28 protein-coding genes and 1 pseudogene are annotated in these 26,530 nt (G+C 72.4%); 16 read left to right on the top strand and 13 right to left on the bottom strand.

All coding sequences use genetic code 11. The features are described from left to right. Positions 1-93 precede the first annotated feature (93 nt). Positions 94-2,451: an excinuclease ABC subunit UvrA gene (locus FBY23_RS02430; RefSeq protein ID WP_141796692.1), complete on the top strand. Its 2,358-nt coding sequence runs from the start codon at positions 94-96 to the stop codon at positions 2,449-2,451. A gap of 101 nt (positions 2,452-2,552) precedes the next feature. Here FBY23_RS02430 and FBY23_RS02425 read toward each other — a convergent pair whose 3' ends face one another. Next, positions 2,553-2,882: a 4a-hydroxytetrahydrobiopterin dehydratase gene (locus FBY23_RS02425; RefSeq protein WP_141796691.1), complete on the bottom strand. Its 330-nt coding sequence runs from the start codon at positions 2,880-2,882 to the stop codon at positions 2,553-2,555. A 651-nt stretch (positions 2,883-3,533) separates the two neighbouring features. On the opposite strand from FBY23_RS02425, the gene FBY23_RS02415 reads away from it, so the two are divergent. The 8 genes from FBY23_RS02415 to FBY23_RS26580 are packed head-to-tail and all read left to right on the top strand — an operon-like array spanning position 3,534 to position 12,020. Next, positions 3,534-3,887, top strand: a complete 354-nt coding sequence (locus tag FBY23_RS02415) for a hypothetical protein (RefSeq protein ID WP_141796690.1) — start codon at positions 3,534-3,536, stop codon at positions 3,885-3,887. Then, on the top strand, positions 3,884-3,973 hold the full coding sequence (gene kdpF, locus FBY23_RS02410; protein ID WP_141796689.1) for a K(+)-transporting ATPase subunit F: 90 nt from the start codon (positions 3,884-3,886) through the stop codon (positions 3,971-3,973). Before FBY23_RS02415 ends, kdpF begins: the two co-directional genes overlap by 4 nt. Then, the gene (gene kdpA, locus FBY23_RS02405) at positions 3,974-5,632 is read left to right on the top strand and encodes a potassium-transporting ATPase subunit KdpA (RefSeq protein WP_141796688.1); all 1,659 of its coding nucleotides are present in this window, start codon (positions 3,974-3,976) and stop codon (positions 5,630-5,632) included. A 35-nt stretch (positions 5,633-5,667) separates the two neighbouring features. Continuing rightward, positions 5,668-7,680: a potassium-transporting ATPase subunit KdpB gene (gene kdpB / locus FBY23_RS02400; RefSeq protein WP_141796687.1), complete on the top strand. Its 2,013-nt coding sequence runs from the start codon at positions 5,668-5,670 to the stop codon at positions 7,678-7,680. Between the two features lie 15 nt (positions 7,681-7,695). Next, positions 7,696-8,298: a potassium-transporting ATPase subunit KdpC gene (gene kdpC, locus FBY23_RS02395; RefSeq protein WP_141796686.1), complete on the top strand. Its 603-nt coding sequence runs from the start codon at positions 7,696-7,698 to the stop codon at positions 8,296-8,298. A gap of 4 nt (positions 8,299-8,302) precedes the next feature. Next, the gene (locus FBY23_RS02390; protein WP_141796685.1) at positions 8,303-10,840 is read left to right on the top strand and encodes a DUF4118 domain-containing protein; all 2,538 of its coding nucleotides are present in this window, start codon (positions 8,303-8,305) and stop codon (positions 10,838-10,840) included. Beyond that, positions 10,837-11,520, top strand: coding sequence for a response regulator (locus tag FBY23_RS02385; protein ID WP_141796684.1), 684 nt, complete (start codon positions 10,837-10,839; stop codon positions 11,518-11,520). Before FBY23_RS02390 ends, FBY23_RS02385 begins: the two co-directional genes overlap by 4 nt. 26 nt (positions 11,521-11,546) lie before the next feature. Further along, the gene (locus FBY23_RS26580; protein ID WP_260805699.1) at positions 11,547-12,020 is read left to right on the top strand and encodes a thioesterase family protein; all 474 of its coding nucleotides are present in this window, start codon (positions 11,547-11,549) and stop codon (positions 12,018-12,020) included. A gap of 54 nt (positions 12,021-12,074) precedes the next feature. Here the strand turns inward: FBY23_RS26580 and FBY23_RS26890 are convergent. The 4 genes and pseudogenes from FBY23_RS26890 to FBY23_RS02365 all read right to left on the bottom strand — a co-directional run. After that, positions 12,075-12,242 (bottom strand): annotated as a pseudogene (locus FBY23_RS26890) (DUF4184 family protein); the annotation flags it as partial. Between the two features lie 44 nt (positions 12,243-12,286). Beyond that, positions 12,287-12,595, bottom strand: a complete 309-nt coding sequence (locus FBY23_RS02375) for a DUF1905 domain-containing protein (protein ID WP_260805698.1) — start codon at positions 12,593-12,595, stop codon at positions 12,287-12,289. A 100-nt stretch (positions 12,596-12,695) separates the two neighbouring features. After that, complete coding sequence (locus tag FBY23_RS02370) at positions 12,696-13,946, bottom strand: ankyrin repeat domain-containing protein (protein WP_141796683.1); 1,251 nt, start codon at positions 13,944-13,946, stop codon at positions 12,696-12,698. After that, positions 13,943-14,983 (bottom strand): SMP-30/gluconolactonase/LRE family protein, encoded by a 1,041-nt coding sequence (locus FBY23_RS02365; protein WP_141796682.1) that lies wholly within the window; start codon positions 14,981-14,983, stop codon positions 13,943-13,945. The genes FBY23_RS02370 and FBY23_RS02365 overlap by 4 nt, the downstream gene beginning before the upstream one ends. A 144-nt stretch (positions 14,984-15,127) precedes the next feature. Here FBY23_RS02365 and FBY23_RS02360 point away from each other — a divergent pair, with 144 nt between their 5' ends. The 3 genes from FBY23_RS02360 to FBY23_RS02350 are packed head-to-tail and all read left to right on the top strand — an operon-like array spanning position 15,128 to position 17,490. Then, positions 15,128-16,372 (top strand): sensor histidine kinase, encoded by a 1,245-nt coding sequence (locus tag FBY23_RS02360; RefSeq protein WP_141796681.1) that lies wholly within the window; start codon positions 15,128-15,130, stop codon positions 16,370-16,372. Next, entirely contained in the window at positions 16,369-16,995 is a 627-nt protein-coding gene (locus FBY23_RS02355; protein WP_141796680.1) for a response regulator transcription factor, read from the top strand. The genes FBY23_RS02360 and FBY23_RS02355 overlap by 4 nt, the downstream gene beginning before the upstream one ends. A gap of 12 nt (positions 16,996-17,007) precedes the next feature. Then, positions 17,008-17,490, top strand: coding sequence for a nucleoside deaminase (locus tag FBY23_RS02350; protein WP_141796679.1), 483 nt, complete (start codon positions 17,008-17,010; stop codon positions 17,488-17,490). 69 nt (positions 17,491-17,559) lie between these two features. Here FBY23_RS02350 and FBY23_RS02345 read toward each other — a convergent pair whose 3' ends face one another. Then, positions 17,560-18,756 (bottom strand): NAD(P)/FAD-dependent oxidoreductase, encoded by a 1,197-nt coding sequence (locus tag FBY23_RS02345; RefSeq protein ID WP_141796678.1) that lies wholly within the window; start codon positions 18,754-18,756, stop codon positions 17,560-17,562. Next, positions 18,753-19,358: a GTP cyclohydrolase I FolE gene (gene folE / locus FBY23_RS02340; RefSeq protein ID WP_141796677.1), complete on the bottom strand. Its 606-nt coding sequence runs from the start codon at positions 19,356-19,358 to the stop codon at positions 18,753-18,755. Before folE ends, FBY23_RS02345 begins: the two co-directional genes overlap by 4 nt. A 66-nt stretch (positions 19,359-19,424) precedes the next feature. Here folE and FBY23_RS02335 point away from each other — a divergent pair, with 66 nt between their 5' ends. Beyond that, on the top strand, positions 19,425-20,060 hold the full coding sequence (locus FBY23_RS02335; protein WP_141796676.1) for a pentapeptide repeat-containing protein: 636 nt from the start codon (positions 19,425-19,427) through the stop codon (positions 20,058-20,060). A 36-nt stretch (positions 20,061-20,096) separates the two neighbouring features. Here FBY23_RS02335 and FBY23_RS02330 read toward each other — a convergent pair whose 3' ends face one another. The 5 genes from FBY23_RS02330 to FBY23_RS02310 form a co-directional block, all read right to left on the bottom strand. Continuing rightward, positions 20,097-20,690, bottom strand: a complete 594-nt coding sequence (locus FBY23_RS02330; RefSeq protein WP_141796675.1) for a TetR/AcrR family transcriptional regulator — start codon at positions 20,688-20,690, stop codon at positions 20,097-20,099. A gap of 30 nt (positions 20,691-20,720) precedes the next feature. Next, positions 20,721-21,401 carry an ABC transporter ATP-binding protein gene (locus tag FBY23_RS02325; protein ID WP_141796674.1) on the bottom strand — a complete coding sequence of 227 codons (681 nt, stop codon included), beginning with the start codon at positions 21,399-21,401 and terminating at the stop codon, positions 20,721-20,723. 27 nt (positions 21,402-21,428) lie between these two features. Continuing rightward, positions 21,429-22,526, bottom strand: coding sequence for an ABC transporter permease (locus tag FBY23_RS02320; protein WP_141800808.1), 1,098 nt, complete (start codon positions 22,524-22,526; stop codon positions 21,429-21,431). Between the two features lie 76 nt (positions 22,527-22,602). Then, positions 22,603-22,893, bottom strand: a complete 291-nt coding sequence (locus FBY23_RS02315; protein WP_141796673.1) for a hypothetical protein — start codon at positions 22,891-22,893, stop codon at positions 22,603-22,605. A gap of 50 nt (positions 22,894-22,943) precedes the next feature. Continuing rightward, positions 22,944-24,005 carry an oxygenase MpaB family protein gene (locus tag FBY23_RS02310; protein ID WP_141796672.1) on the bottom strand — a complete coding sequence of 354 codons (1,062 nt, stop codon included), beginning with the start codon at positions 24,003-24,005 and terminating at the stop codon, positions 22,944-22,946. A gap of 61 nt (positions 24,006-24,066) precedes the next feature. Between FBY23_RS02310 and FBY23_RS02305 the strand changes: the two genes are divergently transcribed. The 3 genes from FBY23_RS02305 to FBY23_RS02295 are packed head-to-tail and all read left to right on the top strand — an operon-like array spanning position 24,067 to position 25,642. Further along, positions 24,067-24,675 carry a TetR/AcrR family transcriptional regulator gene (locus tag FBY23_RS02305; RefSeq protein WP_141796671.1) on the top strand — a complete coding sequence of 203 codons (609 nt, stop codon included), beginning with the start codon at positions 24,067-24,069 and terminating at the stop codon, positions 24,673-24,675. Positions 24,676-24,695: 20 nt separating this feature from the next. Next, positions 24,696-25,163 (top strand): GNAT family N-acetyltransferase, encoded by a 468-nt coding sequence (locus FBY23_RS02300; protein ID WP_141800807.1) that lies wholly within the window; start codon positions 24,696-24,698, stop codon positions 25,161-25,163. Next, positions 25,160-25,642: a GNAT family N-acetyltransferase gene (locus tag FBY23_RS02295; protein WP_141796670.1), complete on the top strand. Its 483-nt coding sequence runs from the start codon at positions 25,160-25,162 to the stop codon at positions 25,640-25,642. Before FBY23_RS02300 ends, FBY23_RS02295 begins: the two co-directional genes overlap by 4 nt. Here the strand turns inward: FBY23_RS02295 and FBY23_RS02290 are convergent. Then, positions 25,622-26,503, bottom strand: a complete 882-nt coding sequence (locus tag FBY23_RS02290) for a helix-turn-helix domain-containing protein (RefSeq protein ID WP_141796669.1) — start codon at positions 26,501-26,503, stop codon at positions 25,622-25,624. The genes FBY23_RS02295 and FBY23_RS02290 overlap by 21 nt on opposite strands. Positions 26,504-26,530: the final 27 nt, after the last annotated feature.

Below are 26,530 nucleotides of genomic sequence, written 5' to 3'. Positions count from 1 at the left end.
GGATCCCCCACCAGGACTGACGATTCTCGTACACCTCAACGACCGTCCCCGCGACGGGTCCCGGGTGTCGGCACGATCGGTCATGATGGGCCCATGCCGAAGTCTGCCGGGTCGCATCCCGCCGACAGCCACGACGTCATCCGGGTGCAGGGCGCCCACGTCAACAACCTCCGGGGCGTCGACGTCGACATCCCCAAGCGCCGCCTGAGCGTGTTCACCGGCGTGTCCGGGTCGGGCAAGAGCTCGCTGGTCTTCGGCACCATCGCCGCCGAGTCCCGACGGCTGATCGACGAGACCTACTCGACCTTCGTGCAAGGGTTCATGCCCAACCTGCCCCGTCCCGAGGTCGACGTGCTCGAGGGCCTCACGACGGCGATCATCGTCGACCAGGAGCGGATGGGGGCCAACCCCCGCTCGACGCTGGGCACGGTGACCGACGCCCACGCGATGCTGCGCTCGCTGTTCTCCCGGATCGGCGAGCCGTCCATCGGCGGCCCGACCGCGTTCTCCTTCAACATCCCGACGACGACCGTCGGCGGCGCCTCCGTGACGGAGTCGGGCAAGAAGAACGTCATCAAGCAGCAGGTCTACCTCGGCGGCATGTGCCCGCAGTGCGAGGGGCGCGGCACCGTCTCCGATCTCGACCTCACCCAGATCGTCGACGAGAGCAAGTCGCTCGTCGAGGGCGCGATCCTGGTTCCGGGCTACACGGCCGACGGCTGGATGGTGGCGCCCTACAAGGTGGTCGTGCCGCCGGACGTGCCGATCGGCAAGCTGACCAAGGCGCAACGCGAGGACCTGCTGTACGCCGAGCCGCGCAAGGTGAAGGTCGAGAAGATCAACATCACCTACGAGGGGCTGATCCCGAAGATCCGCAAGTCGATGTTCGCCAAGGACGTCGACTCGCTGCAGCCCCACATCCGGGCGTTCGTCGAACGGGCCGCGGTCTTCGGCACCTGTCCGTCGTGTGAGGGCACCCGGCTCAACACGTCCGCGCGGTCGGTCACGATCAAGGGTCGCAACATCGCCGAGGTGACCGCGCTGCAGGTCACCGACCTCGCCGAATGGCTGCGCACCATCGACGACCCGGGCGTGGCCCCCCTCATCGGCACGCTGCTCCACCTGCTCGACGCCTTCATCGAGATCGGGCTCGGCTACCTCTCGCTGGACCGGCCGTCCGGCACGCTCTCGGGCGGCGAGGCCCAACGCACCAAGATGGTGCGCCACCTCGGCTCGGCGCTGACCGACGTCACCTACGTCTTCGACGAGCCGACCATCGGTCTCCACCCGCACGACGTCGAGCGGATGAACAAGCTCCTGCTGGAGCTGCGCGACAAGGGCAACACCGTGCTCGTCGTCGAGCACAAGCCGGAGACGATCGCGATCGCCGACCACGTGGTCGACCTCGGTCCCGGCGCCGGCACGGCCGGCGGCACCATCTGCTTCGAGGGCGATGTCGCCGGGCTGCAGGCCTCCGACACGCTCACGGGGCGCCATCTGGCCTATCGCGCGGAGCTCAAGGACACCGTCCGCGAGGCCACCGGCGCGATCGAGGTCCGCGGCGCCTCCAGCCACAACCTGCGCGACGTCGACGTCGACGTACCCCTCGGCGTGCTGTGCGTCGTCACCGGTGTCGCCGGGTCCGGCAAGAGCTCGCTCATCCACGGCTCGATCGCCGGGCGCGAGGGGGTCGTGGTCATCGACCAGGGCGCGATCAAGGGCTCGCGGCGCAGCAACCCGGCGACCTACACCGGTCTGCTCGAGCCGATCCGCAAGGCCTTCGCCAAGGCCAACGGCGTGAAGCCGGCCCTCTTCAGCGCCAACTCGGAGGGTGCCTGCCCGACCTGCAGGGGCTCCGGCGTCATCGTCACCGAGCTCGGCTTCATGGACACGGTCTCCACGCCGTGCGAGGACTGCGGCGGCAAGCGGTTCCAGGCCGCGGTGCTCGACTACCGGCTGGGCGGGCTCAACATCGCCGAGGTGCTCGCCCTCCCGGTCGAGAAGGCGCTGGAGCTCTTCTCCGCGCCGGAGACGAAGGTGCCCGCGGCTGCCGACATCCTGGGCCGCCTCGAGGACGTCGGGCTCGGCTACCTCACCCTCGGCCAGCCGCTCAACACGCTCTCCGGTGGCGAGCGGCAGCGGGTCAAGCTCGCGCTGCACCTGAAGGAGAAGGGCGGCGTCTACGTCCTCGACGAGCCGACCACGGGTCTCCACCTCGCCGACGTCGCCAACCTGCTCGGCCTGCTCGACCGCCTGGTCGACGCCGGCAAGTCGGTCATCGTGATCGAGCACCACCAGGCCGTGATGGCGCACGCCGACTGGATCATCGACCTCGGCCCCGGCGCCGGCCACGACGGCGGCACGGTCGTCTTCGAGGGCACGCCCGCCGAGCTCGTCGCCAAGAGGTCGACGCTGACCGGCGAGCACCTGGCGGCGTACGTCGGGGAGTGAGTTTCACCGGCCGGCCGGTGAAACTGGTGCTTGGACGAGGAAGCATCGTCGTCCAAGCGCCGGTTTCGTCGTCCAGGCTCGTACGACGTCTGCCGGCTCGATCACTCCCAGGCGGTCACCGCGTCCGGGTCCCCGGCCACCCCGAGGTTGCGGGCAGCCGCCGAGATCCGCTGCGCGAGGTCGAGGTCGGCCGTGGTGAGGGTGCCCGTGTCGTGGGTGGTCAGGTGCACCGCGAGTGACGGGTAGCCCAGCTTGAGGTCCGGATGGTGGTTGGCCGCCTCCGCCAGCTCACCGATCGCGTTCACCAGCTCCAGGCCGGTGGTGAAGCTGCCCGTGCGGAACACGGCGTACGCGTCGACGCCGAGGACCCGCCAGTCCGCGACGCCCTCGGCCTGGCTGAACTCATCCGCGCTGATCTGTTCGTAGCCCATCCTCCGACCGTACGCCGGACGCGGCCGGCTCGCCTCGGCCCGCCCCGTTGCCGCCCGCCCGCATTGAAGTAACACGCCGTCCACCCGACTGGTCGCCGGTTCTCAGCACGACACGCCTGCGATACGCCGACGCGCGTGCGGACAACTGCCGGGTAGTCGAGTGGACGGCGTGTTACTGCGACGACTCGCCGGTGCCGAAGAGAAGGACCCGCGCCATCTGCGGGATCAGGCTGCCCTCGCGAGCACGAACAGCTTGCCTCGCCAGCCGGCCCGGAGCCCCTCCAGCATGGCGATCGACGCTGCCCGTGCGGGCTCTCGGCCGCGACCCCGCGGTAGACCGACGGCGCGCCGAACAGGGTCAGCAGCAGGACCACGGTGGCGAGGGGTTGAGCAGCCCGGCGGCGAGGAAGGCGATGCCCGGCTGGTAGCCGAGGGAGGAGAGTCGTCGACGCCGGTCAGGCACGTGACCCGCCACCACGGACGCGGACGCCCGCTCGCTCGCTGAGGCATTCACGCCCAAGCCGATCCGCGCCGCCGCCACTCAGCGAGACCCCTAACACGTTCCTGACAGCCGTTAGGCCCTGTCAGGCCGCCGTTAGGAACGCGTCAGGACCCGCGCCACCCGGCCCGGCCGAGCGAAGACTCCGAGTCATGACACCCGTCCACCTCCTCCGCCGAGCCGGGCAGACGGCCGAGCCGCGGCTCCTCGAGGAGCCTGCCGTCCGGTTCGGCCTCGGCGGCTTCGCGCTGTTCGTCACCGCCGGCGTGATCACGGCCCTCGACCTGCCCGCACCCCTCGGCACCGCCGTCGTCCTCCTCGTCACCGCCGCTGCGGCGCTGCCGCTGACCCGCGCCCTCGCCTGCGGGACGGGCATCGCCGGCTGGGCGTTCGCCGAGGGCTTCGCCCTTCACCCGTACGGCGAGCTCGGGCTCGCGCCCGCCGACCTCGCTCTGCTCGCGGGGTTCGTGCTGCTCGCCCTCGCGGCGGCCCGGAGGACCTCATGAGCGCCGAGAACGTCGCCGCGCTGGTCATCAGCGCCCTCCTCCTCGGCTACCTCGTGCTGGCCCTGATCCTCCCGGAGCGCTTCTAGATGAACGACACCCTGGCCGGCCTGCTCCAGGTCGGCGCGCTGATCGCTGCCCTCGCCCTGTGCTACCGCCCCCTGGGCACCTACATCGCCCACGTCTTCACCACCGATCGGGACCTGCGCGTCGAGCGCGGGATCTACCGCCTCGTCGGGATCGACCCGCGGGGCGACCAGGCCTGGCGCACGTACGCCGTCTCGCTGCTCGCGTTCTCCGTCGCGGGCCTGGTGCTGCTCTACGCGCTCCAGCGGCTGCAGGACCATCTGCCCTGGTCGCTCGGCCTCCCCGACGTCGCGCCGGACCTGGCGTTCAACACCGCCGCGTCGTTCGTGACGAACACCAACTGGCAGGCCTACTCCGGTGAGACCACGATGGGCCACCTGGTCCAGATGGGCGGCCTGGCCGTCCAGAACTTCCTCTCCGCCGCCGTCGGCCTCGCGGTCGCGGTGGCGCTGGTCCGCGGCTTCACCCGCTCCCGCACCGGACGGCTCGGCAGCTTCTGGGTCGACCTGACCCGCGGCACGGTCCGGGTGCTGCTGCCGCTGGCCGTCGTGGCGGCGGTCGCGCTGATCCTGCTCGGCGTCGTGCAGAACCTGTCCGGCGGCGTCGAGGCCACCACGCTCACGGGCGGGCACCAAACGATCCCGGGCGGCCCGGTCGCGTCCCAGGAGGCGATCAAGGAGCTCGGCACCAACGGCGGCGGGTTCTTCAACGCCAACGCCGCGCACCCGTTCGAGAACCCCAACCCGGTCAGCAACCTGTTCGAGGTGTTCCTGCTGCTCCTCATCCCCGTCTGCCTGACCCGCACCTTCGGCGTGATGGTCGGCGACGTCCGCCAGGGGTACGCCGTGCTCGCGGCGATGGCCGTGATCTGGGTGGTCATGCTCGCCGCCGTCTGGGCCATCGAGGCGGCCCACCCGACCGCGGCGTACGACGTCGCGGGCTCGGCGATGGAGGGCAAGGAGACGCGGATCGGCGTACCGGGCTCGGCGCTGTTCGCGGTCTCCACCACCGGCACCAGCACCGGCGCGGTGAACTCCTTCCACTCCTCGTTCTCGCCGGTCGGCGGCGGCCTGCTGATGCTGAACATGGGCCTCGGCGAGGTGGCACCCGGCGGCGTGGGGACCGGCCTGTACGGGATGCTCGTGCTGGCGATCCTCACCGTGTTCATCGCCGGCCTGATGGTCGGTCGCACCCCCGAGCTGCTCGGCAAGAAGCTCACCGCCCGCGAGATCAAGCTGGTGGCGCTCAACATCCTCACCATGCCGCTGCTCGTCCTCGGGCTCACCGCCCTGGCCCTGTCGTTGCCGGGACCGCGGGAGTCGATCCTCAACACCGGACCGCACGGGCTCAGCGAGGTGCTCTACGCCTACCTGTCCGGCGCCAACAACAACGGCTCCGCGTTCGCCGGCCTGTCCGCGAACACGTCGTTCTACAACATCACCATCGGTCTGGCGATGCTGCTCGGCCGGTTCGTGCCGATCGTGCTGGTCCTCGCGCTGGCCGGTTCGCTGGCCCGGCAGGTCCCGGTCCCGCGGACCGCGGGGACGCTGCCGACCCGCGGCCCGCTGTTCGTCGGGATGCTCGCGGTCGTCACGGTCATCGTGGCCGGGCTGACCTTCTTTCCCGCCCTCGCGCTCGGCCCGCTGGCCGAGGGCCTGTGAGCGCCCCACGCACCTCCAACGCACCGGAGACCTCCATGCTGCACACCCTCCTGAAGTCCCTGCCCGACGCCCTGCGCAAGCTCGACCCACGGGTCATGGTCCGTACGCCGGTCATGTTCGTCGTCGAGGTCGGCGCGGTCCTCTGCACCGTGCTCACGATCCGCGACGGCTCCGGCTTCGGCTGGGCGATCACCGCCTGGCTGTGGCTGACCGTCGTGTTCGCCAACCTCGCCGAGGCGGTCGCGGAGGGTCGAGGCCGCGCCCAGGCGGCCACCCTGCGCCGGGCGAAGACCGAGACCCTGGCCCGTCGCCTGGACGCGGACGGCGACCTGGTGCCGGTCCCCGCGACCGAGCTGCGGATCGGCGACCGGGTGGTCGTCGAGGCCGGCGAGGTCATCCCCGGCGACGGTGATGTCGTCGAGGGCATCGCCAGCGTCGACGAGTCGGCGATCACCGGCGAGTCCGCGCCGGTGATCCGCGAGTCGGGCGGCGACCGCTGCTCGGTGACGGGCGGCACGAAGGTGCTGTCCGACCGGATCGTCGTACGGATCACGACCAACCCGGGCGAGTCCTTCATCGACCGGATGATCGCGCTCGTCGAGGGTGCGAGCAGGCAGAAGACGCCCAACGAGATCGCGCTCAACATCCTGCTGGCCAGTCTGACGATCATCTTCCTCGCGGCCACGGTGAGCCTGAAGCCGCTGGCGGTCTACTCCGGCGCCGACCAGTCGATCCTGGTGCTCGTCGCGCTGCTCGTCTGCCTGATCCCGACCACGATCGGCGCGCTGCTGAGCGCGATCGGCATCGCCGGCATGGACCGGCTCGTGCAGCACAACGTGCTCGCCATGTCCGGGCGCGCGGTCGAGGCCGCCGGCGACGTCAACACGCTGCTGCTCGACAAGACCGGCACCATCACGCTCGGCAACCGCGAGGCCGCGGAGCTGATCCCCGCCGACGGCGCGGGGGTCGCCGTGCTCGCCGACGCCGCCCAGCTGGCGTCGCTGGCCGACGAGACGCCGGAGGGCCGCTCGGTCGTCGTCCTCGCCAAGCGCGAGTACGGCCTGCGCGAGCGCTCGGCCGGCGAGCTCACCGACGCCCACTTCGTGCCGTTCACCGCGCAGACCCGGATGTCCGGCGTCGACCTGCCCGGCCACGAGATCCGCAAGGGCGCGGCGTCCGCGGTCACCGCCTGGGTGCGGGAGCTCGGCGGCAGCCCCTCCCCCGAGGTCGGTACGACGGTCGACGCGATCTCGTCCGCCGGCGGCACGCCCCTCGTCGTGGCCGAGCGCGTGGCCGACAACCCGCCGCGGGTCCTCGGCGTCATCCACCTCAAGGACGTGGTCAAGGAGGGGATGCGCGAGCGCTTCGAGGAGATGCGCCGGATGGGCATCCGCACTGTGATGATCACCGGCGACAACCCGCTCACCGCCAAGGCGATCGCCGAGGAGGCCGGGGTCGACGACTTCCTCGCCGAGGCGACGCCCGAGGACAAGATGGCGCTGATCAAGCGGGAGCAGGAGGGCGGCCGGTTGGTCGCGATGACCGGCGACGGCACCAACGATGCGCCCGCCCTGGCCCAGGCCGACGTCGGCGTCGCGATGAACACCGGCACCTCCAGCGCCAAGGAGGCCGGCAACATGGTCGACCTCGACTCCAACCCCACGAAGCTCATCGAGATCGTGGAGATCGGCAAGCAGCTGCTGATCACCCGCGGCGCGTTGACGACCTTCTCGATCGCCAACGACGTGGCGAAGTACTTCGCGATCATCCCCGCCATGTTCGCCGGCGTGTACGGCGGCCTCGACGCGCTCAACGTCATGCGGCTCTCCTCGCCGGAGTCCGCGATCCTCTCCGCGGTCGTGTTCAACGCACTGATCATCGTCGCGCTGATCCCGCTGGCCCTGCGCGGGGTGAGGTACACGCCCTCCAGCGCGTCCGCGATGTTGCGTCGCAACCTGACCGTCTACGGCCTCGGCGGTCTGATCACCCCCTTCCTCGGCATCAAGCTCATCGACCTGTTGGTGTCCGGACTCCCCGGCATCGGCTGAACAAGGAAGCGACCCATGTCCATCACCTCCACCCTGCGCGGCGGCCTCACGCAGCTCGCCGCCGCTGCCCGCGTCCTCGGCGTGCTCACCGTCCTCCTCGGCCTCGCCTACCCGCTCGCGCTGACCGGGTTCGCCAGGGCCGTCGTACCCCAGCGGTCCGACGGATCCCTGATCGAGCGCGACGGCACGGTCGTCGGCTCGGCCCTGATCGGCCAGTCGTACGCCGGGGACGCGGCGTACTTCCAGTCCCGTCCCTCCGCCGCGGGCGAGGGCTACGACCCGCTCTCCAGCGGGGCGTCCAACCTGTCGCCGCAGAACCCCGAGCTGGTCGCCACGGTGCGGCAGCGGATCGCGGACGTCGCTGCCTTCGACGGCGTCGATCCCGCCGACGTGGCGCCGGACGCCGTGCTGGCCAGCGGTTCCGGCCTGGACCCGCACATCTCGCCGGAGTACGCCGCCCAGCAGGTCGCTCGTGTCGCCCGCACCCGCGACCTCCCGGCCGCCACTGTCCGGCGGCTGGTCGAGGACAGCACCACCGGCCGCACCCTCGGCTTCCTCGGCGAGCCGCGGGTCAACGTGCTCGAGCTCAACCTCGCGCTCGACGGGCTGGAAGACTAGTCCCATGAAGCGAGGTCGGCTGCGGGTCTACCTCGGCGCCGCCCCCGGCGTCGGGAAGACCTACGCCATGCTCGGCGAGGGCCGCCGGCGGCTGGACCGCGGCACCGATGTCGTCGTCGGGTACGTCGAGACCCACGGCCGCAGCCACACCGCGACCATGCTCGACGGGCTCGAGGTGGTCCCGCGCCGGACCACGCGCTACCGGGGCACCGAGCTCGAGGAGATGGACCTCGACACGGTGCTGCGGCGCCGGGCGAAGGTGGTCCTCGTCGACGAGCTGGCTCACACCAACGTGCCGGGCTCGCGCAACGCCAAGCGCTGGCAGGACGTGCAGGAGCTCCTCGACGCCGGCATCGACGTCATCTCCACCGTCAACGTGCAGCACCTCGAGTCGGTCAACGACGTGGTCGAGAAGATCACCGGGGTGCGGCAGCAGGAGACGGTTCCGGACTCGGTGGTGCGCGCCGCCGACCAGGTCGAGCTGGTCGACATGTCGGCCGAGGCCCTGCGCCGCCGGCTCGCCCACGGCAACGTCTACGCACCCGACAAGATCGACGCCGCGCTCTCCAACTACTTCCGCGAGGGCAACCTCACCGCGCTGCGCGAGCTGGCGCTGCTCTGGGTCGCCGACAAGGTCGACGACGCATTGCTCGGCTACCGCCGCCAGCACGACATCACCGGCACCTGGGAGGCCCGGGAACGGGTCGTGGTCGGGCTGACCGGAGGTCCCGAGGGCGAGCAGCTCGTACGCCGGGCCGCGCGGATCGCCGCCCGCTCGGGCACCGGCGACCTGCTGGCCCTCCACGTCAGCCGCTCCGACGGGCTCACCGGCGCCGACCCCACGCACCTCACCCACCAGCACCAGCTCGTCGAGTCGCTCGGCGGCACCTACCACCAGCTGCTCGGCGACGACGTCCCCGAGACCCTGCTCGCCTTCGCCCGCGCGGAGAACGCGACCCAGCTGGTCCTCGGTGACAGCAGGCGCTCGCGCTGGGCTGCGTACGTCCTGCCGCCGGGGATCGGCGCCCGCACCATCCGCGCGTCCGGCGACATCGACGTGCACATCGTGTCCCACACGCACGCCGGGCAGGGCCGCCGGCTCCCGGTGGGCCGGGGCGCGCTCAGCCTGCGCCGGCGGATGCGCGGCTACGCGCTCGCGGTGCTGCTGCCCGCCCTGCTCACCCTCGCCCTGCTCCCGGTCGACCACGCGCTCAACCTGGTCAGCGACGTGCTGCTGTTCCTGCTGCTCGTGGTCTCCGTCGCGCTCGTCGGCGGCGTCGGTCCGGCCGTGGTGGCGGCCCTGTTCGGGTCCTTCCTGCTCAACTACTTCTTCACCGAACCCGTGCACACGCTGACGATCGCGAGCACCAACAACGCGCTCGCCCTGGGCGTCTACCTGTTGGTGGCGGTGATGGTGAGCTCCGTGGTCGACCTGGCCGCCCGGCGTACCCGACAGGCGGCGCGCGCCGTCGCCGAGTCCCACGTCCTCGCCAGCCTGGCGGCCACCCCGCTCACCGGCAGCCACGACCTGGCCGTACTGCTCGAAAGGTTCCGGGAGAGCCTGTCGTTGGAGTCGGTCGCCTTCCTCGAGAAGGAGGACCGGGCCTGGCGTCTGCTGAGTGCGGCGGGGCCGGACCCGGCGACGAACCCGGAGGCGGCGGACACCGTCGTACCCGCGGGCCCGGACACCTCGCTCGCTTTGCGCGGTCGCGGCCTGGCGCCCGAGGACGCCCGTGTCGCCGCGGCGTTCGCGGCGCGGACCAGCCAGGCTGTGCACCAGATCCGGCTGGCCGAGGAGGCCGCCCGGGCGGGAACGCTGGCCGAGGCCAACAACGTGCGTACGGCGCTGCTGGCCGCCGTCGGCCACGACCTGCGCACCCCGTTGGCGGCCGCGAAGGCCGTCGTGTCGGGGCTGCGCGCCGAGGACGTCACGCTGACCGCCGAGGACCGCCGCGAGCTGCTCCGCACCGCCGACGACGCGCTCGACACCCTCGCCGGGCTGGTCGACAGCCTGCTCGACCTGAGCCGGCTGCAGGCCGGTGCGCTGCCGGTGCACCTGTCGCCCACCCTGGTCGAGGACGTGATCGCCGGCGCCCTCGACGACGTCAGCATCACCGGCCCGGTACGCCTCGACGTCGCCGAGGTCCTGCCGCCCGCGCTGGTCGATGCCGCCCTGCTGGAGCGGGTGGTGGTCAACCTGCTGACCAACGCCCACCGCTACGCCCCCGAAGGCGCCCCGCCACTGCTGACCGGCAGCGCCGTGCTCGACCGCGTCGAGATCCGGGTCGTCGACACCGGACCGGGCATCCCGGCGGCCGAGTACGAGCGGGTGTTCCTGCCGTTCCAGCGGCTCGGCGACCACGACAACAGCACCGGCGTCGGCCTCGGCCTGGCCCTGTCCCGCGGCCTGGTCGAGGCCATGGGCGGCACACTGGAGCCCGAGGAGACGCCCGGTGGCGGGCTGACCATGGTGATCTCGCTGCCCGTCGCGGCCGGCGAGCCCGCCGGAGGAGACCTCGGCATCAGGGAGCGGGTGGGATGACGCGGATCATGGTCGTCGACGACGAGCCGCAGATCGTGCGGGCACTGTCGATCAACCTCCGGGCGCGCGGCTACGAGGTCACCACCGCCGGCGACGGCACCGAGGCCGTCGCGGTCGCCGACCTCGCCCCGCCCGACCTGGTCATCCTCGACCTCGGCCTGCCCGACCTCGACGGCGTCGACGTGATCACCCGGCTGCGCGCGCGATCCGCCGTCCCCATCCTCGTGCTGTCGGGTCGCAGCGACAGCGCCGACAAGGTCGAGGCCCTCGACGCCGGCGCCGACGACTACGTGACCAAGCCGTTCGGGATGGACGAGCTGCTCGCCCGGCTGCGGGTGATGGAGCGTCGTACCGCTCCCGACGACGACGGCGGCGCCGCCACGGTGGTCGCCTTCGGCGACGTCACCGTCGACCTCGGCGCCACCCGGGTCACCGTGCGCGGCGAGGAGGTCCGGCTGACGCCCACCGAGTGGCACCTGCTCGAGGTGCTGCTGCGCAACCCCGGCCAGCTGCTCAGCCAGCGCCAGCTGCTGACCGAGGTATGGGGGCCCGGCTACGAGAACGCCCACGGCAACCTGCGGCTCTACGTCGCCCAGCTGCGCCGCAAGCTCGAGGCCGACCCCGCCCGGCCGGTGCACCTGCGCAACGAGCCGGGGATGGGCTACCGCTTCGAGCTGTGAGCCGTGGTCCTGCGAGGATGCCGGGCGTGGGCAAGGTCTTCGAGTGCGAGATCCAGGCGCGACTGCGCGACATCAACCTCGGCGGCCATGTCGACAACGTCGAGGCGATCCGGGTGCTCGACGAGGCCCGGCTGCTGTTCTTCCGGCACGCCGATCTCGGTGAGCCGGACGGCCGCCGGGGCCTGCTGCGCGACCTTCCGTCCGGCGTGACCGAGCTGGTCGGCTCCCAGCACGTCGAATACCACGCCGAGATGCGCTTCGCCGCCTACCAGCCCTTCTTGGTGCGGATCTGGGTCAGCCACGTCAGCCGCTCGTCGTTCGCGGTCTCGCTCGAGCTGCGTGTGGGCCTCGACCACCCACCGGCGGTCGTCGCCGAGACGAGCGCGGTGTTCTGGGACACCGCGGCCGGTTCGTCGTGGCCGATCTCCGAGGCGGTGCGGGCTGCGCTGGCGTCGTACACCGGTCCGGCGGTGGCGCTCAGGCCCCGACCGGGTCACTGACCTCGGGCGCGAGCCGCCAGGCGACCCCGAGCACCCCGCGCCGTGGGTCTGCTCCAGCCAGGCGACGTGCCGCACACCCCAGCGGCCCTGGTGGGTGAACGAGTCCCACAGCGTGTGGGTGAGCGAACCCACGACGGCCGCGAGTGGCGCGAGCAGCCAGGCCCGGCGCCCGATCCGGGCACGAGCGGGAAGGCGCCCCCGGACGCGGCAGACCGAGACCACGCAACGGCAGCACCGCCGCCGGGTGGGCCAGGGTGACCGGCACGTCAGGACCTCGGCGCCAGCTCCAGGGTCGCGGTGAGCCGCTGCCCGACCTCGATCCCCTCGGCCCGTCGTACGGCGACCTTCAGCGGCACCAGGTAGCGCCCGTCCTTCGGGAAGAGCGCGGTGCGGAAGTCGGTGTCGCCGATGCGCACCTCGACCGCGACCTGGCCCCAGTACTCCTGCCCGCGCGCGGCCTCCTTGATGTCGTCGCTGGTCTCGGCCGGCACCTCGAGGAACACGAACGGGGCGGGCCCGCGCCACTCGATCGCGGTGCCGGAGAAGACGAAACCGGGGTCGGGGGACACGGGCACCCGGCCACGGTAGTCCCCGGCCCCGATGCACCGCACCCCATACGCATCGGCGCGGAATCAGGCGAATCCACGACCAGAACGCATGGGGTGCGGTCCAGGGTCAGCGGCGCAGCAGGTCCGCGATCTCGTGGTACCCGCGTTGCTCGGCGTGCTGCAGGGGCGTGACACCGTCGCGGTCGGCGATGGACGGGTCGGCCCCGGCGTCGAGCAGGATCCGGATGATCTCCTGGTACGGCTCGCTCCCGTTGCCGAGGATCACCGCCTCCAGCATCGAGGTCCAGCCGAGGTCGTTGACGTGGTCGATGTCGACGTCGGTCTTCACCACCCGGCGGATGTAGTCGACGTGGCCGCGCTCGCCGGCGGGGATCGGCGAGAGGCCGCCGTACCGGTTCTTGATGGTCAGGTCGGGGTTCGCCGGCAGCAGCGCCTCGAGCATCGCGACGCTTCCGGTCACACCGGTCACCAGCCACGGGGTGTCGTGGCGGTCGTCGAGGGCGTCGGGATCGGCGCCCATCGCGACCAAGACGTCGGCGACCGCGACGTGGTCGTACGTCGAGGCGAGCAGCAGGGCCGTGCGCTCGTGGTCGTCGCGGGCCTCGATGTCGGCGCCGGCACGCAGGGCGACAGCGACGGCGTCGGCGTCACCGGTACGGGCGGCGCGCAGCAGCGCGGCGTTCGCGTCGGCCGGCTTCTCCGCTCTGTTCGTCACCTTCCTCAGGATCCTCTCCAGTCCGTCGTACCCGCGTTCACGGGCCATCTGCAGCGGGGTCAGTCCCGCCGACGGCGAGACCTTGTCGAGCTGGACACCGCCGGCGGCGAGTACCCGGACGGTCGTGGCGTACGACGCCGAGTCCTCGCCGAGCCAGACCGCCTCGTGGATGGCCTGGTAGCCGATCCGGTTGACGTGGTCGCGGTCGATGCCGGCCCGCAGCAGCTCGCCGACGACCAGCCCGTGGCCGCGCTCGGCGGCGCGGATCAGGCCGGTGCCGTTCCAGCTGTCCTTGTCGTCGACCGTCGCGCCGTGGCGCAGCGTGAGCCGGAGCAGGTCGAGGTAGCCCTCGCTGGTGGCGATCAGGTACGCCGACTGCTCAGTCTCGTCCTTCGCGTCGACGTCCGCGCCCCGCTCCAGGAGGGAGCGGGCGCGCGGGACGTCGTTCCTCCACGCCGCGTCCCGCAGGCGTTGGTCGAGCCGGGCCTGCGGGACGGCGGGCGCCTCCGACGGCCTGTCGGCGGGGCTCGTCGACGGCGCGGCGTCTCGTGACGGTCGCTGCGCGACCTCCTCGACGTCCGGCCCGCACGCGCCCAGGACGATCGCGAGCGGGAGGGTGGCGACGACGAGCCGGCGGTTCATCGGGTCGGGTCCGCGATGATCTCGTACGGCCCCGAGGCGACGGCCTCGTCGAACTTGCTGTCGACGTACAGCACGTCGCCGCGGAACTCCTTCGCGGTGGTCAGCACCCGGTTGGGCGCGGACGCGCGCTGCCGGACGAGCTTGGCCTTGCGGCCGTCCTCGGACAGGCGCAGGGTCGCGATCTGCTTCTTGAAGTTGCGGACCACGGTGAGGCGGTTGTTCTGCAGGACCAGGCCGTCGGCGTCGGTCAGGTCGGCGCCGCCGGTCCTGACCTCGGTGACCTTGCCGGTCTTGAGCGCGAAGCGCCACAGCCTGCCGGTGTTGCCCTGCGCGACGACGAGCGCCTTCTGGTCCTTGGTCACGACGATGCCGCCGAGGTTGAAGCCGGGGGCGACCGCGATCTCGGCGCTGGCGTCGGAGAAGAGCTTCACGCTCCAGCCGTCCTTGCCCTTGGCGACCTCGTAGACCTCGGCGTCCTTGGAGTTGGTGAAGTAGGCCGCACCGTCGGGTCCGATCGCCACGTCGTTGAGGAAGACGGGCTTGCCGGGGATCTGGAGGGCGGCCAGCAGGTTGCCCTTCTTGGAGTAGACCCACAGGTCGGGGCGCGAGGGGTTGTCGGTGCCGGGGTTGGCGATGCCGTTGGCGCCGGCGTCGTTGATGCCGTTGGGGCCGCCGGCGATGTAGATGCGGCCCTTGTCGTCGACCGTCACGCCGCGGGCGGTGTAGCGACCGTCGGTGCCGTTGCCCGCGAGCCACTCCTGGGTCTGCGAGACGCCCGCCTTGCCGCGGTGGATCTCGCCACCGGTGACCTCGCTGACGTAGAAGCGGCCGCGCTTCTCGTCCGCGCCGATGCCCTCGAACTTGGAGCCGGCGTCGCCCGGGTTCACGACCGGGTCGCCGGTCAGGTTGTAGACCGCGGCGTGGCCGTTGCCGGTGTCCTTGCCGGCGAAGGCGGGGGTAGCGGTGCCGAACGCGGCGCCGAGGGTGCCGACCGCGGTCGCGGCGAGCAGCGTGCTGGCGATGGTCTTGCGGTTCATCGTCTCTCCTGGAGTGGGTGGATCAGGTTGATGTGCTCCACTCTCGCCCGGCGCCGGGCCACCGGACGTCGGGCAGCCGGCTACCTCTCGATAGCCAATCGGTTGATGCCGCCGACCGCCGTTCCTCCCTAGGGTGGGCGCACCATGTCCCTGCCCTCCCTGTCCCCGCGACGGCCGGTCTCGCTCGACCTGCGCCGGCCCGGCGAGCACGGCATCCTCGCGCCGGCCGGCCGCCTCGACCGCTGGCTGCTCGTCGTGCTCGTGGTCATGCTCGTCACCTGCGCGGTGCGGTATGTCGACCGCCACGCCGTCGACGCGACCGGCGTCGCGGTGCTGGCCGGTGCCCTGGTCCTGGGCCTCGCGTACGCCACCCGGGGCCTGCTGGCCGACCGCAGCTGGTGGCCGACGGTGTGGGTGACCGGCATGGTGGTGCTGTGGGGCGCACTGACCGCGGTGGCGCCGTCGTTCGCCTGGTGCGCTGTCCCCGTCGCGTTCGCGGTGATGCGGGTGCTCCCGTTCGCCTGGGCGGTCGGCACCGTCGTAGTGATGACCGTGCTGCTCACCGCCGCCTGGCAGCGGATCACCGACGGCTTCGACCCGGTCCAGGTGGCCGGCCCGATCGGCGTCGGCCTGGTCACCGTGCTCGCCTACCGTGCGCTCGACAACGAGTCGCGGGCACGCCAGGACCTGCTCGACCAGTTGGTCGAGGCGCAGGCCGAGCTCGCCGAGGAGCAGCACCGCACCGGCGCCCTCGCCGAGCGGACCCGGCTTTCCCGCGAGATCCACGACTCCGTCGGGCAGGGCCTGTCCAGCATCAACCTGCTGCTCCAGGCCGCCGAGCAGTCCTGGTCCGCGCAGCCGACGACCGCCCGCGAGCACGTCCGGACCGCGGCCGCGACGGCCCGTGACGGCCTCGACGAGGTACGCCGCGTCGTACGCGACCTGGCGCCCGCCGACCTCGCCGGTGACGTCACCGGCCACGCCCTGCCCGACGCGCTGCGCCTGGCCGCCGACCAGTGGGCACAGGCGTCCCCCGGCATGCGGGTCGAGGTCCGCGTGGACGGCGAGCCGGTCGTCGTGTCCCCGGACGTGGCGGCCGCGCTGGTGCGCACCGCCCGCGGCGCCCTGGCCAACGTGCGCGAGCACGCCGGCGCGCAGCGGGTCGCGCTCACCTTGACCTACCACCTCGACGAGGTGGTGCTGGACGTCCGCGACGACGGTCGCGGCTTCGAACCCGCGCAGGTACGGCCTTCCGGCACCCGGGGCCGCGGCCTCGCCGGCGTCCGCGACCGGGCGGAGGCCCTCGGCGGGCGCGCCGACGTCGAGAGCGCCCCGGGCGAGGGCACGACCGTGTCCGTCCGCTTCCCCCTCTCCGAGGAGACATCGTGATCCGGATCGTGCTGGTCGACGACCACCCGGTCGTCCGGGCCGGGCTGCGTGCCCTCGTCGACGGGCAGGAGGACCTGTGCGTGGTCGGCGAGGCCTCCGGTCTCGACCAGGCGGTCGCGGTGGTCACCGCGGACCGGCCCGACGTGGTGCTCATGGACCTCAGCCTCGGTGACGGCGAGGCCGGTGGCGCAGAGGTCACCGCCGCGCTGCGGGCGCTGTCCACGCCGCCGGAGGTGCTGGTGCTGACGACGTACGACACCGAGTCCGACATCCTGCGCGCCCTCGAGGCCGGCGCCCGCGGCTACCTGCTCAAGGACGCCCCGCCCGACGAGCTGTTCGCAGGCATCCGCGCCACCGCGCGCGGGGAGACCGTGCTGGCTCCGTCGGTCGCCGCGACCCTGGTCCGTCGTACGACGCCCGGCGCGGTCACCATCACCGAGCGCGAGGTCGAGGTGCTCGAGCTGCTCTCCCGGGGCCTCGGCAACAAGGAGATGGCCCGCGAGCTGTTCGTGTCCGAGGCGACCGTCAAGTCGCACCTCTCGCACATCTACACCAAGCTCGGCGTCGACACCCGGGCCGGTGCCGTCGCCGCCGCCATCGAGCGGCGGATCATCCGCGCCTGAGGAGGCACTGTCATGACCATCTCCACCGAGGACCTGCGCCACCTGGCGCGCTGCGTCGAGCTCGCCGAGACCGCCGTCGGTCTCGGCGACGAACCGTTCGGCTCGGTCCTCGTCGCCGCCGACGGCACCGTGCTGCTCGAGGACCACAACCGGGTCAGCGGCGGCAACGGCACCCAGCACCCCGAGCTCGCGATCGCCCTGTGGGCCGCGGCCAACGTGCCGGAGGGTGAGCGCCCGGCGCTGACCGTGTACACCTCCGGCGAGCACTGCGCGATGTGCTCGGCCGCCCACGCCTGGGCCGGCCTGGGCCGGATCGTCTTCGCGACGTCCACGCCCCAGCTCGTGCAGTGGTACGCCGACCTCGGCCTCCCCGCCTCCCCCGTCACCCCGCTGCGGATCACCGAGGTCGCGCCCGGGATCCCCGTCGACGGCCCCGTCGAGGAGTTCGCCGAGCGGCTGCGGACGCTGCACGCCCAGCACCACGGCCGCTTGTAACTAAGTGTTACTGCACGGTTCTCCACAACATGCGTCCCACCAGCCCCAATTGCGCGACGTAACACTTAGTTACATGAGATCCCCGAGCGGCACCGCCGGGTCCCTGACCGCCTCCGTGGCCGGTTGACCGACGACCGCACGCAGCGGGCCGATCGCGTCCCAGTCGTTGAGGTGCATCCCGGCGATCACCCGGTCCTCGCGCAACCACAGCACACTCGCCTCCCGGGCGGCCAGGTCGCCGCGGACCACGAGGTCGTCGTACCCGGCACCGTGGCCGACGTACTCCATCCCGAGGTCGTACTGGTCGGTGAAGAAGTACGGCAGCCGCGTGTACGGCTCGTCGCTGCCGAGCATCACCCGCGCCGCGTGGCGCCCGTGGTGGATGGCGGTGTCCCAGTGCTCGACGCGGACGTGGGTGCCGAGGGTGGGGTGGTCGTGGTTGGCGACGTCGCCTGCGGCGAAGACATGGGGGTCGGGGGTGCGCAGCCAGGCGTCGACGAGGATGCCGTTGTCGACGGCGAGACCCGCGCGGGCGGCGAGCTCGTCGGTGGGCGAGACACCGACGGCAACGACGAGCAGGTCGGCGACGACGGGGTCGGCGCCCTCGACGTGGACGACTGCCTCGCCGTGCTCGTTCTCGACGCCGGCGACCCGGACGCCGAGGCGCAGGTCGACGCCGTGCGCGCGGTGCAGGTCGGCGAACACGGTCGCGATCTCGTCGCCGAGCACGCGCTGCAGCGGCAGCGGCGCCGACTCGAGGACGGTCACCGAGGCGCCCCGCTGGCGGGCTGCCGAGGCGACCTCGAGGCCGATCCACCCGGCGCCGATGATCGCGATCCGCGCGCCCTCGCTCAGCCGCTCGCGCAGGGCGAGTGCGTCGTCGAGGGTGCGCAGGTGGAGCACCGGCGCGCCGGAGCCGTCCGCCATCGGCAGGTGTCGCGGGGTGGCGCCGGTGGCGAGGAGCAGCCGGTCGTAGGGCAGCTCCCCGGAGCTGAGCTGCACCCGCCTGCGGTCGAGGTCGATCGCCGTCGCCACGGTCCCCTCGCGCAGGTCGACCTGGTGCTCGTCGTACCACTCGCGCGGATGGACCTGGGCCTCGTCCGGCTCCGACGAGCCGAGGAGCAGTCCCTTCGACAGCGGCGGTCGCTCGTACGGCGGGTGCGGCTCGCCGCCCACGACGACGATGTCGCCCGTGTGCCCCTGCTCGCGCAGCTCGCCCGCGGCGTTGGCCGCGGCCAGTCCGCCCCCGATCACCACGATGTTCATCGCCGCCCCCTCGTCAGGTCGAGGAACTCCGCACGGCTGCGGGCGTCGTCGCGCAGCTGCCCGAACATCGCCGAGGTCAGGGTCCGGGAGCCGGTCGCCCGGGCTCCGCGCAGGCTCATGCAGGTGTGCTGGGCGTCGATGACGACGCCGACGCCACGCGGCTCGAGCGCCCGCTGGAGGTGGTCCGCGATCCGCTTGGTCAGGCGCTCCTGGGTCTGGGGCCGGCGGGCGTGGTGGTCGACCATCCGGGCGAACTTGGACAGCCCCAGGATCCGGCCGCCGGGCAGGTACCCGACGTGTGCGACGCCGACGAACGGCAGCATGTGGTGCTCGCACAGCGACTGCACCGGGATGTCCTCGACCAGCACCAGCTCGTCGTACGCGTCGTCGTTGGGGAACGTCGTCAGCTCGAACTCCGGCGGCGAGGTCAGCTCGACCAGCGCGTCGACCATCCGGCGCGGGGTGTCGGCGAGGTGCTCGACCGTCAGGTCCAGCCCGAGCGCCGTGAGCAGGTCGACGGCAGCGCGACGGGCCTCGGTGCGGTCGACCGAGGGACCGTCGGTGACGACCCGCGGCCGCCACTCACTTTCTAAAACTGTCACGCTTCCTATTTAGAGGCTGTGGAGGGCCGTCTGTCAACCGTCGGACCCTGCGTCCACACTCCTCCCATGGCTGAGCGACGACACGGAACCCCGACCCCGCCGACCGACACGGAGGTCGTCGCCGAGCGCTGGGACGGCGAGGACCTGTCGGGCCGGACCTTCGAGCGGGTGGCCTTCGTCGACGTCGACCTGACCGACGTCGTCGCGCGCGGCGCGACGTTCGAGGGGTGCAGCTTCCGCGACTGCGACCTCAACGGCGCTCGGTTCACCGACACCGGCTTCCTCAACTGCACCTTCACCAAGTCCGCCTTCTTCGGCGCGCGGTTCGAGGGCTGCAAGCTGGTCGGGTCGACGTTCGACCGGTGCCGGTTCGGGCCGGTCGAGGTGGTCGGCGGCAACTGGCAGTTCGTCGGACTGCCCGGCGCCGACCTGCGGCAGGCCACGATCCGGCGCGCGAGCCTTCGGGAGGCCGACCTCACCGGCGCCCGGCTCACCGGCGCGACCCTGCACCACGTCGACCTCGGCGGTGCCTGGCTGCACGAGGCCGACCTGTCCGGGGCCGACCTGCGCGGCTCCGACCTGTCCTCGGTCGACCCGGTCGCCGCCTCCCTCGGCAAGGCCGTGATCGACCTCGACCAGGCCGTGGTGCTGGTGCGCGCGCTCGGCCTGAAGGTGGAGGAGGCGGTGCCGATGGAGTCCTGACAACTCCACAACGGACCGGTCCGGCGTGCCGCCGGATCAGTCGAGCCCGGCCACCGCGGTCGCGGCCCGGTGCAGCTCCTCGCGTACGACGGACGCCGGCACGCCGTTCGCCACGAGGTCGGCCGACGAGCGGACCAGCCCGGCCACGAGCAGCGCGCGGACCCGCGCCTCCTCCGGCGTACGGGCGCCGCCGGCGCGGAGGATGTCGCCGAGGGTGGCGTACAGCTCCCGGTGCCGCTGCCCGAAGTGGGCGACGATCTCGGGCGAGAGCTCGGGCGCCGCCGCGCTCGCGTCGACCAGGGCGCCGTGCGCCTCGTCGGTGACGAAGTCGAGCTGCACGTCGAGCCAGGCGCGCAGTCCGGCGGCCGTCGGGCCGAGCTCGTCGACGACCGCCTGCGCGCGGACGAGGAGCGGGTCCATCTCCCGGTCGAACCAGACCTGGAGGATGTGCCCCTTCGTCGGGAAGTAGCGGTAGAGCGAGGTCCGGCCGAGCCCGACCTCGGCGGCGATGTCGCCGAGCGAGACCGCCGCGACCCCACGCTCCGCGAACAGCCGCTGGGCGGCCTCGACCACGGCGGCCTCCTGCGCGGCGACGTGCTCGGCGATGTTCGCGCCGGTGATCCGCGGCATGGCTCTCCTCCCGTGGGTCGGGTCGGGCGATCAGGTCCTGCTCTCCACCCGGACCGCACCCTGGCTGAGGTGCAGATGGCGGTCCGCCCGGGCGGCCTGGTCCGGGTCGTGGGTGACCACCACGGTAGCGGCGCCGACGCGCCGGGCCTCGTCGAGGAGCAGGTCGAGCACGGCCTGCCCGCGCTCGGGGTCGAGCGAGGCGGTCGGCTCGTCGGCGAGCACGACGCTCGGCTCGTTCATCAGCGCGCGAGCGATGCCGACCCGCTGGCGCTCGCCGCCGGACAGCTCGGCGGGCCGGGCGTCGAGGCGCTCGGCCAGGCCGACGCGGGCGAGCAGGTCGACCGCACGGGCCTTGGCGGCGCTGTCGAGGCTGCCGGCGATGTGGGCGACGATCTCGACCTGCTCGCGGGCGGTGAGTGCGGGCAGCAGGTTGGGCGACTGGAACACGATCCCGACCTGGTCGCGGCGCAGCCGGACCCGGCCGCGGTCGGAGAGCGCGCTCGCGTCGCTGCCACCGAGCAGCACCCGGCCCTCGTCGGGGGCGCGGAGCAGGCCGGCCACCGCGACGAGGGTCGACTTGCCGGAGCCCGAGGCGCCGGTGACCGCGACGGTCTCGCCCGGCTGGACCTCGAGGTCGAGCCGGTCGAGGAGGACGCGGCGTGTGGTGCCGTCCGGGACGGCGACGGTGATGTTCTCCAGGCGCAGGGACATGGGGATTCTCCTTCAGCTCGGTCGAGGTCAGTCGGCGCTGCGCAGCGCCATGGCGGGGTCGACGGACACCACGTGCCGGATTCCGGCAAGGCAGCCGAGCAGGCCGGCGACGACCAGCAGCCCGAGGGCGGTCAGGGCAGGTCCGGCCGCGAGCCGGAAAGGCACGGCGGTGTTGCCGATGAGCGCACCGACGCCGAACGCGACCAGCCCGCCCAGCGCCGTGGCGCCGAGGAGCACGACGACCAGCTGCCCGACGGCATCACGGGCCACGTACGCACGCGAGGCGCCGAGAGCCTTGAGCAGCGCGATCTGGCGGGCCCGCTGCATGGTCCACACCACGAAGAAGGCGCCGACGATGAGCGCGGAGATGACGAGCAGGAACCACTGGATCATCGACATGGTCTGGGTCTCACCGGCGTAGCCGGGCGAGCCGGCGTAGGCCTGCTCCTTGGTGACGGTCGCGGTGCCGGCGTCGGCGTCGATCCGCGCGGCCGCGGCCGCGACCGCGTCGGGGTCGCCCTTCAGCGCGATCGCGGAGAAGCGGCCGCGGGCGTTGTCGCCGTACAGCAGCGACTGCCAGGTCTCGAGGCCGGTGAAGGCGATCTCGACGTGGCCGTACGAGCCGGCGTAGGTGAAGCCGAGGACCGGGACCAGCTCGTCGACGCCGACGATGGTCAGCTCGTCACCGACCTCGATCCCCTGCTCCTCGAACTCGTGGCTGAGCACCAGCCCCGGTGGTCCGGCGAGCGCCTCCTCGGCGTCGTGGCGTGGGGCGAGGAAGGAGCCGGCGGGTACGCCGAACAGCGCGATGTCGACCGTCGTACCGCCCTCGGTGCGGGCGTTCACGAAGGACACGCCGAGCGGCGAGGCCTCGACGCCGTCGACGCCCGACCACCGCTGGAGGTCCTCGTCGTTGAGCGTGGAGCGGCTGAAGGTCTCCTCCGCGCCCGACTGGAACGCCAGGTGGGTCATGGGCAGGCGGCGCAGGCCGGAGATGCCGTCGTCGACGAGCCCGTTGGCCAGGCCGGACAGCATGGTCGCCAGCATCGCCACGAGGGCGATCACCGACCCGACGAGGACGAACCGTCCCCGAGCGACACGCAGCTCCCTCAGCGCGAGGTACATCTCCACCACTCCCTGTTTGAAGACACTGTGTCGACATCATAACGACATGGTGTCTGCAAACAGGGGATCGAGGTCTTCAGCCCTTCTGGATCGCCGCCAGGACGGCGTCCAGCTTGGTCTTCAGCTCGGGCACCTCGTCGAGCAGGACGAGCTTCTCGTCGAGTTGGCCCAGCAGCGCCTGCACCTCGCCGAGCACCACCTTGGTCTCGGCCAGCGTGGTGTCGACGCTGGTCAGCTTGCCGTCGACGTCGGCCAGCGTGGTGCCGACGGTGCCGAGCGTGGTGTCGACGTTTCCGAGCGCGGTCTCGGCGCTCTTGAGCACCTTGTCGGCGCGCTTCAGCACGTCGGCGACGGGATTCAGCCCCATGGATCCTCCTTCAGCACACGAACAGTGGGCTCACTCTGGCAGGCGGGCCCTCAGGCCAGGCGGCCCAGCACGGCCTCGGACTCGACGAGCCCGGCGTCGCTGGGCGCCTCGCCCCGCCCGAACACCGACTGGCGCTGCTTGGCGCGCCAGGCCAGGTGCGCCTGGGCCGGCCGGTCGTACCCGTAGCGCTCCTGGGCCTGCACCGGCGTCAGCAGCTCCGGGGTCACCGGGGCCACGCCGAGCAGGACCGGCGCGACCACCGGGACGGTGCTGGGCGAGAGCAGCCCGAGGATGCGCAGCTGGAGCCGCTTGCTCACCGAGATCGCGGCGAAGGTCGCGCGCAGCACCGGCCGCGCCAACACGTCCATGAACCGCGGCTGGGTCACCTCGCCCATCTCCCGCATCCAGTGCGGCAACGTCGCGATCACGCCGGCGCGGAAGAACCGCCCGACGACCCACTGCGCCGGGCGCAGCACGAGCGGCACCTCGACGAGCTGGTCGATGTCCATCAGGTGCTTCATCGCCCGCTGCGCGATGGGCGAGCCGGACATCACCGGCCGCATCCGCTCGTAGTAGGAGTGCAGCTCGGCGCGCGAGCGCGGTACGTCGTCGGGCGAGCAGGTCTGCAGCTCGGCGGCCCGCGCGCACTCCTCCCAGTACTGCGCCTCCTCGGCCTCGGACAGTCGCCCCGGCCCGTACATCTCGTACGCCTTGAGCACCGAGTGCCAACCGGTGACGAGGATCCACAGCTGCGAGTCGGGGTCGTTGGCGTCGTACTGCCCACCGCCGTAGGGCTCGGTGCCGATCGCCTTGCTGTGCACCTTGACCAGCACGTCTGCGGCGCGGGCCGTGGCCCGGCTGCCGCCGAAGGCGACCAGCGCGAAGTAGTGGATGGTGCGGTCGTAGCGGGTCTTCGGCCGCCTGTAGATGTCCTGGGTCCGGTCGACCGAGGCCACCAGGTTGGGGTCGAGCTCCTCGACGACGACCGCCCGGCTGAAGCCGATGGTCAGCGAGGTCGGGTAGCCCCAGACCTTCCAGGCCACGGACTCGGGGCCGAAGAAGCCGTAGTCCTCGGCGGGCGTGATCTCACGGGAGCGTTTCAGGATCGCCATGGTCCCAGAATGCTACAGTCGTGTAGTAAATGGAAGCGGGAGTTCGACCTAGGGTGGGCACATGTCCGAGACCGCCCGCAAGCGCCGCCCGTACGCCGCGCGCGTGCCGATGGCCGAGCGCCGCGAGCAGCTCCTCGACGCCGCCCTGACGATCATCGACCGCGACGGGTACGACGGCGTCTCGATCGACGCCATCGCCCGCGAGGTCGGGGTCACCCGGCCGGTGGTGTACGGCGCCTTCGACGGGCTCGGCCCGCTGCTGACCGCGCTCCTCGACCGGCAGCAGCAGCGCGCGATCACCCAGCTCTACGGCGCCCTCCCGCTCGCCGCACTGGCCGGCACCCCGCTCGCGATCGTCGAGCAGGGCATCCCGGCGCTGCACGCGATGGTGCTGGCGGACCCGCTCACCTGGCGCGCGATCCTCCAGTCGCCGGGCAACGTCCCGGACCCGGTGCGCGAACGGATCGAGGGCGACCGCGGCCGGGTGCTGGGCACGATCCGGATGATGGTCGCCGCGGTCCTGCCGGGCGCGGACGCGGAGGTGCTCGCCCACGCGATCCTCGCGCTGCTGGAGCACTTCGGCCAACAGGTGCTCGCCGACCCGGAGCGGTTCACAGCCGAGCGACTCACTGCGGCCGCCCGGGCGATGATCGGGGCGTGGCTCCCGTGACCGGCCCCGCGCCCAGCCCCGTGACGGTCCGGCTCGCGGCTCCCGCCGACGCCTTCGTGGTCGGCGGCCTGCTGTTCGACTTCAACACCGAGTTCGCGTCGCCGACGCCGAGCGCGGCCGACTTCGGCGACCGCTTCGCCACCCTGCTGACGCGACCCGACGTCCTCGTCGTGCTCGCCGAGGACCCGGCCACCGGCGACGCGACCGGGTTCGGCTACCTCACTCTGCGTCCCACGCCGTACGGCGACGGCCCGCTCGCCCAGCTCGAGGAGCTCTACGTCGTCCCGCCACTGCGTGACCGGGGCATCGGCACCGCCCTGCTGACCCGCGCGGTCGCCGAGGTCGAGCAGCGCGGCGCGATCGAGGTGCACATCAACGTCGACGAGGTCGACACCGACACCCGGCGGTTCTACGAGCGGCACGGGTTCTCGAACATCCAGCCCGGCGAGGACTTCCGGATGCTCTGCTACCTCCGCGAGCTGACGTGACGCTGCTCAGGCCGGCCCGGGCCGGCGAGGCCGCCTTCCTGTCGGCCCTTGCGCTGCGCTCGAAGGGCCATTGGGGATACGACGCCGCCTTCCTCGCGGCCTGCCGCGACGAGCTGACGATGCGCGACGACGAGCTCGCCGCGCGTCGTACCGTCGTCGCGGAGCTGCCCGACAGCCGGGGCGGCCGGGTCGTCGGCTTCCGCACCCTCGAGGGCGAGCCGCCGGTGGGGGTGCTCGGGATGATGTTCGTCGACCCGGACGCGATCGGCCGCGGCGTCGGCGGCGCGCTGGCCCGCCACCTGATCGAGGAGGCTCGCGCCGCCGGCTTCACCCGGATCACCATCGACGCCGACCCCAACGCGGAGGCGTTCTACCTCGCCCAGGGCGCGGTCCGGGTCGGCGCGACGCCGTCGGGCTCGATCGCCGGACGAGTGCTCCCCCAGCTGGAGCTCGATCTCTCAGGCCCGGTGATCTCGTGACGGTCGCTGCGCGACCTCCTCGACCTCCGGGGCCGGCTCCGCGCTGAACTCCCCCGGCGTGACGCCGGTGACCGCGCGGAAGTCGCGCGTGAGGTGGGCCTGGTCGGCGTACCCCAGCTCGACGGCCACCCGCGCCAGGTCGACCCGCTCGCCGGCGCGCAGCAGGTCCGCCGCGTCGTGCAGCCGGCGGCGCTGCACCAGCCACTTCGGCGAGAGGCCGATCCGGCGCCGGGTCAGCCGCTGCAGGGTCCGCTCGCCGATGTCGAACTTCTCGCACACCTGGGAGACCCGCTGCACCTCGCGCTCGCCCTCGACGTACTCGACGATCGCGTTGACCAGCCGCCCCTCGTCGTCGACCGGCACGAGTACGGCGAGCGCCTCGGCCACCAGCGCGCACGCCTCCTGCTGGCGGGCGACCTCGGCGGGATCGTCCCCGAGCGCCTCCGCCACCGCGCCGACCAGGCCCGCCGCGTCCAGACCGGCGACGGACGCCAGCGGGCGACGCTGGTTGGTCAGCTCCGCCACCGGCCCGCCGACCAGCGCCAGCCCGGCGGCCGGCTGCATCATGGCGCCGACCACCCAGCCGGACCCGCTGAGCTCCTCGGTGCTCAGCCCGGCGTGCGGGCCGACCAGCTGCGCGCCGTCCGGGCCGACGACGACCTGGCACACCGGGTACTGCAACACCCGCTGCACCGAGGTCTCGCCCGGCGGCAGCGACCAGACCGGCACCCAGAACCGGCGTACGGCGTCGGCCAGGGACGGCGGCGGGGCGTAGCGCCGCAGCGACGGGGCGAACCCGCGAACGTCGCGCAGGGCTGCGGGCTCGACCACGTCGAGCGGTCCGTCGGGCGTCCAGCGCATGTGTCGGATTCTTTCAAGACACTGTCG

Origin of the sequence: Nocardioides sp. SLBN-35 (assembly GCF_006715725.1) — a bacterium.
In the GTDB taxonomy this organism is placed as follows: domain Bacteria; phylum Actinomycetota; class Actinomycetes; order Propionibacteriales; family Nocardioidaceae; genus Nocardioides.
Note: the sequence above shows the minus strand (reverse complement) of the source record. Positions and strands in the feature narration are given on the sequence as shown.